General features: G+C 43.9%; 12 protein-coding genes. 5 read left to right on the top strand and 7 right to left on the bottom strand.

Annotated elements, in window-relative coordinates:
• Positions 1-30: 30 nt before the first annotated feature.
• The 3 genes from ilvN to ilvD all read right to left on the bottom strand — a co-directional run bounded on the left by ilvN (position 31) and on the right by ilvD (position 4,139).
• The gene (gene ilvN, locus DSL64_RS15025) at positions 31-564 is read right to left on the bottom strand and encodes an acetolactate synthase small subunit (protein WP_115831735.1); all 534 of its coding nucleotides are present in this window, start codon (positions 562-564) and stop codon (positions 31-33) included.
• 50 nt (positions 565-614) lie between these two features.
• A complete protein-coding gene (gene ilvB, locus DSL64_RS15020) occupies positions 615-2,375 on the bottom strand; it encodes a biosynthetic-type acetolactate synthase large subunit (protein WP_115831734.1) in 1,761 nt (586 codons plus the stop codon).
• A gap of 78 nt (positions 2,376-2,453) precedes the next feature.
• On the bottom strand, positions 2,454-4,139 hold the full coding sequence (gene ilvD, locus DSL64_RS15015; protein ID WP_115831733.1) for a dihydroxy-acid dehydratase: 1,686 nt from the start codon (positions 4,137-4,139) through the stop codon (positions 2,454-2,456).
• A gap of 328 nt (positions 4,140-4,467) precedes the next feature.
• On the opposite strand from ilvD, the gene murQ reads away from it, so the two are divergent.
• Positions 4,468-5,271: an N-acetylmuramic acid 6-phosphate etherase gene (gene murQ, locus DSL64_RS15010; protein WP_115831732.1), complete on the top strand. Its 804-nt coding sequence runs from the start codon at positions 4,468-4,470 to the stop codon at positions 5,269-5,271.
• A gap of 57 nt (positions 5,272-5,328) precedes the next feature.
• Here the strand turns inward: murQ and DSL64_RS15005 are convergent, their stop codons facing one another.
• Positions 5,329-6,114: an NIPSNAP family protein gene (locus DSL64_RS15005; RefSeq protein ID WP_115831731.1), complete on the bottom strand. Its 786-nt coding sequence runs from the start codon at positions 6,112-6,114 to the stop codon at positions 5,329-5,331.
• Between the two features lie 79 nt (positions 6,115-6,193).
• Positions 6,194-7,228 carry a PorP/SprF family type IX secretion system membrane protein gene (locus DSL64_RS15000; protein ID WP_115831730.1) on the bottom strand — a complete coding sequence of 345 codons (1,035 nt, stop codon included), beginning with the start codon at positions 7,226-7,228 and terminating at the stop codon, positions 6,194-6,196.
• A 280-nt stretch (positions 7,229-7,508) separates the two neighbouring features.
• Here DSL64_RS15000 and DSL64_RS14995 point away from each other — a divergent pair, with 280 nt between their 5' ends.
• The 3 genes from DSL64_RS14995 (at position 7,509) to DSL64_RS14985 (ending at position 12,022) form a co-directional block, all read left to right on the top strand.
• Positions 7,509-10,340, top strand: a complete 2,832-nt coding sequence (locus DSL64_RS14995; RefSeq protein ID WP_115831729.1) for a PKD domain-containing protein — start codon at positions 7,509-7,511, stop codon at positions 10,338-10,340.
• A 113-nt stretch (positions 10,341-10,453) separates the two neighbouring features.
• Entirely contained in the window at positions 10,454-11,479 is a 1,026-nt protein-coding gene (gene ruvB / locus DSL64_RS14990) for a Holliday junction branch migration DNA helicase RuvB (protein WP_115831728.1), read from the top strand.
• Positions 11,480-11,593: 114 nt separating this feature from the next.
• Positions 11,594-12,022: a (deoxy)nucleoside triphosphate pyrophosphohydrolase gene (locus DSL64_RS14985; protein ID WP_115831727.1), complete on the top strand. Its 429-nt coding sequence runs from the start codon at positions 11,594-11,596 to the stop codon at positions 12,020-12,022.
• Here DSL64_RS14985 and DSL64_RS14980 read toward each other — a convergent pair.
• The gene (locus DSL64_RS14980) at positions 12,005-13,366 is read right to left on the bottom strand and encodes a dihydroorotase (RefSeq protein WP_115831726.1); all 1,362 of its coding nucleotides are present in this window, start codon (positions 13,364-13,366) and stop codon (positions 12,005-12,007) included. The genes DSL64_RS14985 and DSL64_RS14980 overlap by 18 nt on opposite strands.
• A gap of 160 nt (positions 13,367-13,526) precedes the next feature.
• Between DSL64_RS14980 and DSL64_RS14975 the strand changes: the two genes are divergently transcribed.
• Complete coding sequence (locus tag DSL64_RS14975; protein ID WP_115831725.1) at positions 13,527-14,222, top strand: ComF family protein; 696 nt, start codon at positions 13,527-13,529, stop codon at positions 14,220-14,222.
• 60 nt (positions 14,223-14,282) lie between these two features.
• On the opposite strand, the gene gldJ is transcribed toward DSL64_RS14975, so the two are convergent.
• Positions 14,283-15,536 carry a gliding motility lipoprotein GldJ gene (gene gldJ, locus DSL64_RS14970; protein ID WP_115831724.1) on the bottom strand — a complete coding sequence of 418 codons (1,254 nt, stop codon included), beginning with the start codon at positions 15,534-15,536 and terminating at the stop codon, positions 14,283-14,285.
• Positions 15,537-15,554 lie beyond the last annotated feature (18 nt).

Genomic DNA, 15,554 nt, shown 5'->3' with positions numbered 1-15,554 from the left:
TTAAAAACAATATTACTAAAAATGAAAAGCCTATTGGTAATACTCCCATTCAGCTTCAGGTAGATAATCTACCAGTGTTTGAGGAGATTTGCTTACTGCCACACGTCCGGATCTTACAAATTCAAGAATGCCGTGTGGTTTGATATAGTCGAAGAATTCGAAAATTTCTTCTTCTGTACCTGTCTTCTGAATGATTACGTAAGTTAGGTGCCAGTATACCACCCATGCCTTATGTACTTTGTTAATCGTTTCGATATCAAGAGGTTTTGCACCGATAGGTGTCGGGATCTTGAACATGGCAATTTCATTATAGGCGATATCCTCATTCAAATAGCCGAATACTGCCAGAACTTCAATCACCTTGCGGATCTGACGTACCAGTTTTTCAACTGCCTCGCGTGATTCATGATGAATGACGATAGTGAAGCGGGAAATACCCTTACGTTCCGTTTCGGATACAGTCAGGCTGTCGATATTAATCCTGCGCCTGGTAAATATGGTTGTGATCTTATTGAGAATACCGATCGTATTTTCAGTAAAGACACAAATGGTGTACGCTGTCATAGTTTTTTAAATTCTTGTGAAAATGTAAATGCACTTTAATGTTCAATACATTATTCAAGTCTTATATCGGCAACACAAGCTCCTGTTGGTACCATCGGGAACACGTTTTCCTCTTTTTCTACCAATACTTCCAACAAATATGGTTTGTCAGAAGCCAGCATTTTGTCAAGAGAATCATTCAAGTCTTCCCTGGCTCCGCACGTATGTCCGTCAATTCCAAATCCTTTTGCAATTGTGATGAAATCAGGATTTTGAAGTTCTACAAATGAATAGCGTTTCTGGTGGAAAAGCTGTTGCCACTGGCGAACCATTCCCAGGAAGTTATTATTCAGGATAATGATTTTTACCGGAAGTCCGCTTTGTGCTATAGTTCCCAATTCCTGAATGGTCATCTGGAAGCAGCCGTCACCGATAATCGTTACAACTTCGCGATCCGGAGCACCTACTTTCGCTCCAAAGGCTGCAGGCAGGGCATAACCCATTGTTCCTAATCCGCCTGAAGTGATGAAAGAGTTCGGTTTTTTGAACTGATAGTAACGGGCTGTCATCATCTGGTGCTGACCAACATCTGCCACGATTACAGCCTGTCCTTCTGTTTTGTCTGAAAGCGTACGAATCACTTCCGCCATTTTGATTTTTTCTGTCGTAGGCGCAAGTTCCGGTTGAGTGATTTTCTCATCCTCAATGGCATCGAATTTCTTAAATTCAGCTCTCCATGCTTCGTGCTTATTTTCCTTCAATAAAGGAATCAGCATTTCGAGGGCTTTTTTTGCATCACCCACAACAGGGGCGTTTGCTTTGATGATCTTATCAATTTCTGCCGGGTCAATTTCAATATGGACCACTTTTGCCTGTTTGGCATAGCGACTTACATCACCCGTTACGCGGTCGTCGAAACGCATGCCAATGGCGATAAGTACATCGCACTGGTTGGTAAGCACATTGGTTCCATAATTGCCATGCATTCCCAGCCAACCTACATAGTTAGGGTGGTCAACCGAAATGGATGAAAGACCAAGTAGCGTAGAGGCTGCCGGAATATCTGCTTTTTCAATCAACTGAAGTAGCTCTTGTTCCGCGCCGGCGATTTGTACGCCATGCCCCACAAGTATGAATGGCTTTTTAGCTTCATTGATCAGCTTTGCAGCTGCAGCAACCTGATCCTCCTTTGGTGCAAGGCGCGGACGATAGCTGAGTAACTTCTCACATTTCTTATGCAAGAATGGCTTAGACATCAGTTTTTGCTGCGCGTCTTTTGTAATGTCGATCAGTACCGGTCCCGGACGGCCAGATTTAGCTATATAAAATGCCTTTGCTATAATTTCCGGAATTTCGTCAGGATTGGTGATCTGGTAGTTCCACTTTGTAATAGGAATCGTAACACCAATAATATCCGTTTCCTGGAATGCATCCGTACCCAATAAATGTGATCCAACCTGGCCGACAATACATACCATCGGTGTTGAGTCGATGATAGCATCTGCAATTCCTGTGACAAGGTTGGTGGCACCAGGTCCTGATGTCGCCAAACAAACGCCAACTTTACCACTGATACGGGCAAAGCCTTCGGCAGCGTGTGCGGCGCCTTGCTCATGACGTACCAGAATATGATTCACCTGTTCCTGATAATCATAAATGGCATCATAAACAGGCATGATTGCCCCACCAGGATACCCGAAAATTGTTTCGACGCCTTCTGCAATCAATGATTGGATGAGTGCGTGAGAACCATTAATCAGTTCCGGAGTTGCGATAGGAGCCGGCTTTTCAGCTATTTGGGCATCCTGTGTTTGGTTTTCATTAAATTCCATGACCTTTTCTATTTAGTCCGATGAATTTCTAGCTTTCTATATGCTGATTATGCTTCCATAATCCTTAATTCTCTTTTATTATGCTTCGTCAGTTACACAACCTTCGCTGGCTGATTTTACCGTTCTGATATAACGTCCCAACATCCCTTTCGTGAAACGAGGGGCTGGTTGAACCCACGCAGCTTTACGGGCTGCCATTTCCCCGTCAGAAATATGGAGTGTCAGTGAGCGGGTGTTCGCATCAATCGAAATGCGGTCTCCATCTTTCACAAGTGCAATAGGTCCGCCTTCAAACGCTTCAGGAGTAATATGCCCTACCACAAATCCGTGCGTTCCACCTGAAAAACGACCATCAGTGATCAGGGCGATTTTATCTCCAAGTCCGGCCCCCATTACTGCAGATGTAGGTTTAAGCATTTCAGACATACCTGGTCCACCTTTTGGTCCTGCATTTCTGATTACTACTACGTGCCCTGCTTTGATTTCGCCATTAGAAAGCATGGTGATGATCTCTGATTCGTGCTCGCACACTTTTGCTTCGCCGTCGAAGGTGAGACCTTCCTTACCTGTAATTTTCGCTACTGAACCGGTTGGAGCAAGGTTACCATACAATACCTGAATATGTCCTGAGCTCTTGATTGGCGTTTCGATCGGGTAGATCATTTTCTGCGTTTCGAAATTCAGGTCTGGTGCTTCTGCAAGGTTTTCTGCTACTGTTTTACCAGTTACAGTAATACAATCTCCGTGGATAAGACCTTTTGAGTACAGATATTTGGTTACTGCCGGAACACCACCAATCTCCAGAATATCCTCCATGAAGTACTTTCCGCTTGGCTTAAGATCAGCAATAAAAGGAACGCGGTTAGAAATTTCCTGGATATCGTCCAGTGTCAGAGGAATGCCAGCTGCTCTTGCAATAGCAAGGTAGTGCAGGGTTGCATTTGTAGATCCTCCCAAAGCCATAACGACTGTCAGTGCATTTTCGAGAGACTTTTTCGTAATAATTTCTTTCGGAGTAATATTGAGTTCCAGCAATTTTTTCATCGCTGCACCAATCTTTTTACACTCTTCCTGCTTGCCTTCGTGCGTAGCAGGGTACGAGCTGCTGAAAGGAAGGCTCAACCCCATTGCTTCGATTGACGATGCCATTGTGTTGGCGGTATACATACCTCCGCAAGCACCTTGTCCCGGAATTGAATTTTGAATTACTCCTTTATAATCTTCGTCAGAAATGTTGTTGGCAAACTTTTTACCCAATGCTTCAAATGCTGAAACGATATCCAGTTTCTGACCTTTATAATGTCCTGAACGGATGGTTCCGCCATATACCATAATAGCAGGACGTTCCAGACGCGCCATAGCCATAATCGCACCGGGCATATTTTTGTCGCAACCAACAACCGCGATTACGCCATCATACCACTGTGCTGCAACAACAGTTTCGATAGAATCTGCAATGATATCGCGGCTTGGAAGAGAATAACGCATACCATCGTTACCGTTTGTCATTCCGTCTGACACCCCAATTGTATTGAAGATCAGTCCGACCATGTCGTTTGCGGTTACTCCTTGCTTCACATATACTGACAGACCATTCAGGTGCATATTACAAGGGTTTCCCTCATAACCGGTACTTGCAATCCCGATCTGTGGTTTCACAAAATCTTCTTCCTTCAATCCGATACCGTAAAGCATCGCCTGCGCAGCCGGATTGGTTACTTCCTGGGTAAGTGTCTTCGAAAATCTGTTAAGTTCAGTCGCCATAGTGAATATATTGAAATAAAAAGCCCCACTCAGATTAGGTGAGCGAGGCGTTAGATATCTTGGTACATATCATCCTCACTCACGCAAAACGCGTGACTACCGGTAGGCCTGGAATGAGAATGATTGATTTCATGTCAAAAACGTAAATTTTACTTTTAGCGAAATTTCGCTGGTTTTTTGTTTTCGTTACAAATTAGTAGGCATTCTTTTTATTTTCCAAATAACAAAGCATATTTTTGAAAATATTCTTCGATAAATACCAAATTAATATTCGTTAAGGATCACTTGTGAAAAATATTTACTTTTGAATTCTAAAATCAACAACACTATGCTAACTACAGAATCTTCATCGTCTTACAATAATCTTGAACAAATGAGTGTTCAGGAAATCCTGAGTTCGATCAATCAGGAAGATCAGACAGTTCCCTCTGCTGTGCAAAAATCAATACCTCAGATAGAGGCTCTCGTAGAGCAGATTGTGCCACGAATGAAGAATGGAGGGCGTCTGTTTTATATTGGAGCCGGCACAAGCGGTCGTTTGGGTGTGGTAGACGCTTCTGAATGTCCGCCGACTTTTGGAGTGCCTTTTGATCTGGTAGTGGGTATTATCGCCGGAGGAGATGTTGCGATCAGGAAAGCTGTAGAAAATGCTGAGGACGACTGGAGCCAGGCATGGATTGATATGCAAGCTTATAATCCAACTCCCAATGATACGCTGATCGGAATTGCCGCTTCAGGAAGAACTCCGTATGTTATTGGTGGGTTGACAGAAGCAGGAAAAGCGGGCCTGCTTACCGGGTGTGTTGTTTGTAACGCCGGCTCTTCGGTAGCGGCAGCTGCTCAATTTCCAGTAGAAGTAGTGGTTGGGCCAGAGTTTCTGACAGGTAGCACGAGGATGAAATCTGGTACAGCTCAGAAATTAGTCTTAAATATGATATCTACTTCCGTCATGATCCGTCTTGGAAAAGTGAAGGGAAATAAAATGGTTGATATGCAGATGACCAACGAAAAACTGGTGAATCGTGCTATCCACATGATCATCGAAGAACTGGGTGTGTCACCTGATGAAGCGGAGTCACTTTTGGAGGAGTATGGCAGCGTGCGTGGAGCGATTGAGGCGGTGAAAAAGTAAATATTTTAAAGAAAATAGCCAGAATCAATCTGGCTATTTTCTTTAAGAGTGCTTTTATCAAATATCCGAATACTCAGTCGGGAACAAGTACATCTGCACATTTTTGGAAACATTGTTCTGATATTCAGGATTCACTTTCAGTTTATTCCATTCCGCATCATCACTGAAAGATTTCCAATGTGCATCGCGGGATGCTTTGTCTGAGAAGGTGGTCATATACATCAGATTGGGCATCTTGCTGCCGGCAATTACTTCTCCATAGAAAACCGCGTTAAAGCCAAGTCTTACAAATAATGGGACTTCTCCACCGGCATTGAACATTTTTACTTTATTCTGATATATCTTCTCTGTATGCCCTTCGTAGCTACGTAATTCATAAATACGGCCACTTTTCGGACTATCCAGTTTAGGTTTGGCCATCACGGGCATGGTTTCGAAGGCTTGTAACACAATGGATTCAAACCTTGCATACGGCGGATTATTATATGCTGCTCCTATGTAATCCTTGCCATCGGCCAAGTAAGAAGCATCTTTGTCGAGCTGTTTCGGCAGTGTAAGTAACTGATCCATCGATTTTAAAGGAGTAAGTACATACACAAGCTTTCCATAAGCAGCTGTATCTGCCGCAACAGGTTTAAACACGCCTACAGTTTTAATCCCAAGGCGATGTAAAGCAGGTAAATAGGCGTCTCTGAGGTATTGTTCTACACGGGATTCCTGATCAGAATTTTTTACATGATAAATCCTGATTTCATAAAACTCTCTTTTGGGAGGTGCGCTGTAAGCAAAGGAGTGGATTGCAAAAAAAGTTAAAAGCAATACCAGTTTGGATATTTGATGCATTGGTATGGTTGGTGATTAGGATACATTTTTTACAAAGACGATCTCAACCAGACTTTACCTAATACCACTCAACTAAAGATTAGAACTTAGGGCAAGACAATTGCTTCTTGCTGCTCTTTGTGCGTTTTTGTTTCGGTGTAAGGGGTTCAAAAACGTAGGAAAGTGAGATCTCATGTGCTCCGCCGCTACTGGCTCCCAATGTAGAAATTGTGGCGTCATAGCTGTAACCAATAGAAAATTTATCCTGACGAAAACCTGCCAGAAATATCAGAGATTCATGGTTATTGATACCTTGTTCGTACTGTTTGAAAGGAATACCACGGTACCAGGCCCCAAGAACAAGCGGTTCAATTGTAACATACAAACCAGCATCGAACTGATCATACTTGCCCTGTTTCTTATACATAATGGCAGGAGAAATTGTCTTCTCTTTATCAATCTCGTTGCCAAGATAGGTATAGCCACCGAATGGAATACGTAAACCTGCCTGAAAGCTGGTCTTCATGGGTAGGCGTGCCTCTTCTACAGTTGAAAATGCCTGATTGGGGCGATTGAGGTGATGTGCTGAAATACCAGCCCAGTACCAATCTGAATAGAGCATCAGCCCCGATCCGAAGTCAGCATAATTCACATTAGGGCCTCCCTGGGCAAAAGGATCCTGTGAAGGAGTACCCGGCTGTAGTCCGCCGTTGGTATACTGATCTCCGAAAGTGAGTCCAAAATAATCGAGTGTTCTGGATGCAAACCCTCCCTGAATACCAAGTCGAAGTGAGGTGACATCATTAAGTTGAATCTGGTATGAGTATTGTAAGGCAATATCAGTCGATTTGAGGTTACCAAGTCCCTGGCTGTCCATGGTAACAAGTACTCCCAGTCCGCTGTTGTAATTAGGAAGAAATACATCTGCGCCGAAACTCGTTGTTACAAAATTGGCGGACAATGATGGCCATTGATTTCTGTAATTGACGGTCGCACGTGGTGCCAATGCCCCTCCCGCAAGAGCAGGATTCAGGTACAGAGGGTTAGCGTAAAACTGAGAAAATTGTGGGTCCTGACTCCAACCTTTCTGGCATAAAAGTGTCAATATCAGAACATATAGTATATGCTTGGCCATAAATTATAATACGTTATAGGGCTTTTCAGAACGTGATTGGAAAACCTGTAAGAAAATACAAAATATATTTCCACAAAAAGTGGTCAAATTGCGTATTAATATTCAAATTAGAATGGTTTTTATGACATTACCGCACAAAATTTTAACATTTTATTTTCGTTAGAATAGTCGGGTAACGCGCGCATCTGAATTGAATGGTTGGGGGTGATTGATCTAGTAACGAAACATGAGTCGATTTTATAATACACTGTCGCAACAATTTTATTGTTTTTTCTTTCTCATGTTACTTTTTACGGTACATGCGAAGGCACAAGACTTCAAGGTCGAGGGGCAATGTATGCTCAATCCCGATTGTGAAGCCGACTCAACTACATTCACGGATACGCATGCGACTGCCACTGCGTGGCAATGGAATTTTGGTGACGGTGGAACTGATACACGCAAAATCGCCCAGCACTCCTATGCTACGCCTGGCCCCTATACCGTAACATTGATTAGAACCTTGGCAACTGGTGTGCAAGAGACGCTTATACAGCAAATCAATATAGGGGAACTCCCTCCGGTTTTTCAGGATTGGAAAAGTGATACAACTATTTGCGCCGGTGAAACCATCACGCTGGATCCTTACCCTAACGGAGCTCTGGAGGGAGCCAAATATATCTGGTATCCCAAAGGAGATACAACCCAAACTTTACAAGTAGACAGCTCCGGATGTTATTCCGTAGAAGTGATTCTGCCAAATGGCTGTAAAATACAGGATCGGGTCAATGTTAAAATTTGTATTGAACCACCGGCACAGGAAGGTTCAAAATGGTTTTTCGGTGGTAATGCGGGGCTGGATTTCTCAAATAATCCACCCACACCTATAACAGACGGGAAAATCAATACACCAGAGGGAACGTCATCTATAGCCAATTCGAACGGGCAGTTGTTATTCTATTCTGACGGGATAAAGATATGGAACCGGGATGGGGATGAAATGCCTTGTCTCAACGCGGCATGTGTACCTATGAAGGGGAGTCCGAATAGTACGCAATCGGTATTAATTGTTCCGCAGCCCACCTGTAAAGGCTGTGAGTATCTTTTCAATGTTTTCACCACATCCGATATCAATGGTGAAAAATTGCTTACGGTGAATGTTGTGGATATGCGCCGGGAGAATGGTAAAGGGGCCATTATAGAGCAGAATACAACATTACAAGAGCCTACAACAGAGCGTTTGGCGTCGGTAAGAAATGACAGAGATAGTACGTATTGGGTAATTTCTCACGATTACGGAACCAATAAATTCAGAATTTTCCATGCTACCACGGGTGGCTTGACAGAAACAGCTGCGCCGGAATTGGGATTGGTACATGATACTCCTGCGAAAGCAGAAGGATATATGAAGTTTTCTTCTCCTGATACCACCACGGGGCAGAGACGCCTGGCGGTGATCGTTCCGGGTCCGCCTACCAATTATGTTGACTTATTTTATTTCAACGATTCCACCGGAACACTTACACACGACAAGACGGTAGACCTTGGGCCGGCCCCGCCCGTTGCTTATGGGATTGAGTTTTCTTCTTCAGGTGAAAAAATGTATATCTCCTTCCAGGGTCAGAATGGGACGAAGTCTTTATTGAAGCAGTACGATCTCACCATGCCGGATAGTCTGCTCACGGAAACGGCTTTGGTGATAGATAGTTCGGCAACCGAAAAATATGGAGCGCTGCAATATGCCCCGGATGGGAAAATATATATGGCCATCGATGGAAGTGACTATCTGGCAACGATAGGAGAGCCGGAAGGAAACTCAATCCGCGGAGTGGAATATGAGAAAGAAGGTGTGAGCCTGGGAGGAAAGAAAAGCCAGCTTGGTTTGCCTTCAATGGTGCAGGATTTTAGTCAGGATGGCTCCGGTGCAGGATTTGAAGCGGATGGTTTCTGTACCAATGAGCCAACAACTTTTGAAGCGAGTCCTGTCTGCGATCCTTTAAAGAATACGTATGCCTGGGATTTTGACTATGATCCGGCGGCTCCGGCTTTTTCAGCACCTTCGGAACAGCAACAAACCACACATACTTATACCGAGGCAGGAACTTATCAGGTAGCTTTGTTACTGACTGTTGAAAATTGTAGAGATACCATAGTTGTTCAGCAGGTTACCATTTATGATACGCCTCCTGCAATTGATCTTGGACCTGACAAAGATACCTGTGGTGCCTATGTCCCTTTGAGAATCAATGTGGAGGCTGATAGCTATGTGTGGATGCGCAGAGGAAGGGTGGTTAGCCGCCAAAGGGAATACAGGGCTACTTCCACAGGTGATTATATTGCTTACGCTTACAATGGCCCTAACCAGGATTGTGCTTCTTCTGATACAATTAAAATAACCCTGCGCATTCCGCCTCCGTTTACGATCGGACCAGACACAACCATGTGCCGCGACAGCTCCATTACGCTGGGAGTCGGGAGTACACGATGGATTGAGTTCAACTGGAGCACGGGCGAAACTACCCGTGAAATAGAAGTAGGAAGTCCGGGTCAATATTTTGTGGTCGTGAAAGACGGAAACGATTGCTATAATTCTGATACATTGAATGTCTCTGAGCTGCCATCCCCAATCCTGAATCTCATTCCGGAATATGTGATTTGTATTCCGGACGGCGCGTCTGTGATTCTGGATGCAAATGGTGTCGGAGATCTCAAATACGAGTGGCAGCATTCCGGTGATACCACCCGAACGGTAAACGTCAATACGGAAGGGACTTATACCGTGGTTGCTACAAATACTGATGGTTGTGCTGCGGAGAAATCAACCAATGTGATTGACAAATGCGAACCGAGATTTTTTATTCCGGATGCATTCACACCCGATGGAAATGGCCCGCAAACCAACGAACGTTTGGAGATATTTGGCGCTTATTACACCAACTTTACCATTAAGATATACAATCGCTGGGGCGAGGTGATTTACGCTACTGAGAGTATTGAAGATCGCTGGGATGGAACCTACAAAGGCCTGAAGGTGCAGCCGGGAGTATATCCCTATGTTATATCTTACGAGGCGCAGTATTTCCCTGAAAGAAATCCTGTGGTGAAACGTGGCTCGGTAATGGTGATCCGATAACTACTTTCGGTATTGCCGATTATAACGGTTATTTTTGTGTAAATAATTTAAACAGTTATAAGTTGGATTATCGGGTAATGCTGATATTTTCCCATTGCTTATAATTCAGAAATATGCGCCAGGATTACTTGTCAGGTGATGGAGAAAATCTTTCCAATACCGAAAAGGATATAGAGAGGGCTTTACGCCCACTGTCATTTGATGACTTCACAGGTCAGGATAAAATTCTTGAAAATTTAAAAATCTTTGTTCAGGCTGCCCGTCAACGTGGTGATGCCCTGGATCATGTACTTCTACATGGCCCTCCGGGACTGGGAAAAACAACGCTTTCCAATATTGTAGCTAACGAGCTGGGTTCAGGAATTAAGATTACCTCCGGACCGGTGCTTGATAAGCCCAGTGACCTGGCAGGCTTGCTTACGAATCTTCAGGAACACGATGTGCTTTTTATAGATGAAATCCACAGGCTCAATCCGATTGTGGAAGAATATCTGTATTCTGCCATGGAGGATTACAAGATTGATATCATGCTGGATAGTGGTCCTAATGCCCGTAGCATACAAATCGGTCTGAATCCCTTCACCTTGATCGGGGCGACCACAAGGGCCGGCATGTTGACCTCTCCGTTGAGAGCTCGTTTTGGTATCAATGCACGGCTTGAATACTACGATGCTCAGCTATTAACAACTATCCTGAAGCGCTCTGCAGCCATTTTGGGAACACCTATAGATGCTGACGCGGCATTTGAAATAGCCAGGCGCAGCCGTGGTACCCCACGTATTGCCAACAACCTTTTGCGACGCACAAGAGATTTTGCACAGGTGAAGGGAGATGGGAAAATTACAGTTCCTATTGCGGAGATAGCCTTGCGTGCACTTGATGTGGATCAGAATGGTCTGGATGAAATGGATAACCGGATACTCAGCACCATAATAGAAAAATTCAAAGGTGGGCCTGTGGGACTTTCCACGATTGCTACGGCTTGTGGAGAAGAAGCAGAAACCATCGAGGAAGTCTATGAGCCATTTTTAATACAAGAAGGTTACATGAAAAGGACTTCAAGAGGAAGAGAAGTGACAGAAAAAGCCTACAAGCATTTAGGGATTTTACCAAGACACAGGTCTGGTGAGTTGTTCTGAAAAATCGTTAATCGCAGATTATTAAATAATTATCTCGTTGGTATCGGTAGCCAGCCAGTATCTTTTTAGTACAAAATTTCTTACTTTTGCGGAGAATTTAGTGTAACCGCGTGTATGATTGAAACTCTAGTTCCTGTAAAGTTAGTGGTGAGAGTACCTTGTGCTGTAATTGAACACAACGGTAAGATATTGGCAGGTCAGAGAAGTGCGGCATTATCATTTCCTCTCAAATGGGAATTCCCAGGCGGAAAACAAGAGGAAAATGAAACTGATGAACAGACACTGGCGAGAGAAATACAGGAAGAACTTGGTGTTGAAATCAGAGTTATACAGCCATTACCGGTAACAGTGAAAGACCAGGGATGGCGTGAAATTATCCTGGTTCCTTTTGTTTGCGAGCTGGTAACTACAGATATTCTGCTCACTCCGGAACATGAACAAATCATGTGGTTATATCCGGATGATCTGCCTTCTCTCGATTGGACAGAAGGCGATCTTGGGATCATCCAGAGCTACTATCAATATCTAGCGGTTAAACCGTAATCTTTGTCCTTTTACCGTTTCGTCAAATTGGCCATTTTGATATACCAGATGGCCTGATACAAACGTGTGGGTAACACGGGAACCGAATTCAACTCCTTCAAAAGGAGACCATCCGCATTTGGCATAAATATTTGATTTCTCAACATTTGTGCTTCCATGAAGATCAATCAGCACAAGATCTGCGTGGTATCCTTCACGTATGTAACCTCTCTTTTCAATCTGAAAACAATCTGCCACAGAATGCGTCATTTTTTCTATTGCCGTTTCCAGAGGTATTTTGCCTTGTTTACTTAATTCAAGCATTACATTCAGGCTATGCTGCACCAAAGGAAGTCCGGAAGGTGATTGCCAGTAAGGCTGTGCTTTTTCCTCAATCGTATGCGGAGCATGATCTGTAGCAATAACGTCAATCCGATTTTCTAGAAGAGCCTGTAATATGGCCTGCTTATGATGTGGCGCTTTGATGGATGGGTTACATTTGATCTTGTTGCCAAGCGTATGGTAATCTTCTGCATCAAACCATAAATGATGTACACAAGCTTCAGCAGTAATCAATTTAGGCTGATTGTTTGCCAATACAATATTGCCGTCCTTACGTTCTCCTACCTCAAAAAGATAAACTTCTTCTCCCGTTGAAATATGTAGTATATGCAGGCGTGTATTGTGCTTATGTGCCAGTGAAACTGCAAAAGTGGACGATGCCAGACAAGCTTCCTCGTTTCGAACGAGTGCATGAATATTGTAAGGTACATTCTCACCGTATTTTTCTCTGAAATACTCCATACGTTGCTTCACTGTGGGCTCATCTTCGCAATGCGTTGCTATGAGGCAAGGCGCATTGGCAAAAACTTTCTCCAGTATTTCAGGAGCATCAACCAACATATTTCCGGTAGAAGATCCCATAAATATCTTGATTCCGCAAACCTCCCTTGGATCGGTACGCATGACTTCATCGTAATTGTCATTGGAAGCACCCATGAAGAAAGAATAGTTGGCCAGTGAGGTTTCCTTTCCGATCTGATATTTATCAGCCAGCAGAGTCTGCGTCAGTGCGTTTGGAACCGTATTTGGCATTTCCATGAAGGATGTTACTCCACCGGCTACCGCAGCTTTCGATTCTGTGTAAATGTTGGCTTTGTGAGTAAGTCCCGGTTCACGAAAATGAACCTGATCATCAATAATACCCGGAATCAGGTGCAGCCCCTGCGCGTCAATTACTCTATCCGCATTCAGGTGTTGCAGATCTTTACCAATGCGTGAAATGTGACCATCAGCTATTAGTACGTCAGATTGCTGAATTGAATTTTCATTCACTACCAGGGCATTTACAATAAGCGTTTTCATTCCGGATCAGGATTTAATGACCCTGCAAAGTTATTCAGTGCCGGCACAATTCCGAATGTTATTCAGGGCGGTTTTTTGTTTATTTCCGTATTGCAGAAACAGGTAGGATTGAGTTGAAATTGAAATATTTCCCAACCATCTCATGTATTGACTGTTAGGTATGGTGATACTAAAAAGTTTCTGGCTCGATTTCGTAGACCTGATATTTCCGCGCTGTTGTGAGGCTTGTAACAAAAGTCTGCTGGGTAATGAGGAAGTGATTTGTACAGTTTGTCGCATGACATTACCAAGGATTGAGAAAAATGGTGTTTACGCAGAAGACATTCAATATCGCTTTGTAACAATACCGGAAGTGCTTTCCACGCAATCATTTTTACTTTTTACAAAAAGAGGCAAGGTTCAAAAGTTGCTGCATGGACTCAAGTACCGTGGTAATAGAGAAATTGGTTTGCTGTTGGGATTTATGTTTGGTCAGGAGTTGCAGGAGGAGGGAAGACTTCCATCGGTAGAGTTGATTGTAAGTGTTCCTCTACACAAGCGAAAAATGGCAAAAAGAGGCTATAACCAAAGTGATTTGCTGGCGGAAGGATTGTCACGTTCAACAGGTATTCCCTGGAGTGCAACCGCGCTTGTCCGAAATAAATTTACGGAAACGCAAACGGGAAAAAGTAAGCAGGAACGTCAGGATAACGTCGCTGGTGTATTTGCTGCTGACCAGGGGTTAAATTGCAAAAGTGTTATAGTGATTGATGACGTGCTTACCACCGGAGCTACATTAAGTGCCTGTGTGGAGACGCTGAAAACCGCAGGATGCACAGAGTTTCATATACTCACAATTGCTGTAGCGCAGCACTAATAACGCAAAAAGCCGCTGTTCAACAGAACAACGGCTTTTTGCAAAAGTCTCTTACTATTATTATTTACGACTTCCTGTAGCGATCATCGCGCAACGGAAACCAACCATTGCAGTTGCAGAATCCTGATCCATGTAGCGACGTGTTCCCGGAGACAACCAGTAGGCTACATCTGCCCATGAACCACCTTTGTAAACACGCAGGTTATCGTTGATTACAGAGTTTGAATTTTTCGTATCGTAGTTTTTAGCATCATCCTGGTAACCATCGCGGCGGAAAGAGTTCAAGTCATTCACATCTGTGTTAGACATTGGACGGTACACGTCATACACCCATTCGCTCACGTTTCCAGCCATGTCATACAAGCCGTTGTCATTAGCAGGATAAGAACGTATTTCCTGAGTGATAATAGCTCCATCATTGGTTTTTCCGGCAATACCAGCGTAATCACCAGGTCCACGCTTAAAGTTAGCTAACATAGTTCCTTGCTTACGACCACGAGGGTTACGCATTGTAGAACCATCCCATGGATAAATTCTTTGATTCGACTGGTTTTCGTCAGAATACTGCGTTCCGATCATTGCAATCGCAGCATATTCGAATTCAGCTTCAGTTGGAAGACGGTACGGAGGCATTACGTATCCGCTCTCAATTCTTAGCTGAGGAGCAGGTCCTGCACTAGCCACTTCCGCTTCAGCAGCAGCTGCTGCTTTCTTTTTCTTTCCGAAAGAAAATCCTTTTTTCTTACCTGCAGCAGCACCGGCGGTATTGTTAGCCTGGCTCACAGCAGCAGTACGCCATGCACAGTAGTCATTAGCCTGAACCCATGACACACCCACAACCGGATACAGACGGAATCCAGGGTGACGCAGGTACATAGTTACATAAGAGTCGTTGAATGACAGTTCGTTGAACCAAACTGCAGTATCAGGTAAAGCTTTTGCATAAAACTCCTCAGAAGAGTCTCTTTGAACAGCATTTAAATATTCAAGGTAGTGAACGTTGGCAACCTCTGTCTGATCCATGTAGAACGACTGGATACTGACTGTACGCTTCGGATTATCTCTTCTTCCCATCACTTCCTCTTCCAGAGAACCCATGGTGAAACGACCTCCTTCGATATAAACAAGATCAGGGCCGGCAGGCAGCGCCTTATATTGCTTAACTTCAAAGCCATCTTTACCATTGTAAGCCAAGCCAGTCTTCGAGCTGCTTTTGCCCGGCTTCAGGCTGGTTGGCCTTTTTTTACTACAGGAAGTGGCCGCTAATAACACAACTAAAATCAGTGCGATCGACCGGATACCCATCTTATGCATGCAAATCATTGCTTTAAA

Source organism: Dyadobacter luteus, from assembly GCF_003383615.1.
Taxonomy (GTDB): Bacteria; Bacteroidota; Bacteroidia; order Cytophagales; family Spirosomataceae; genus Dyadobacter; species Dyadobacter luteus.
This window is presented reverse-complemented; position numbering and strand designations above follow the sequence as displayed.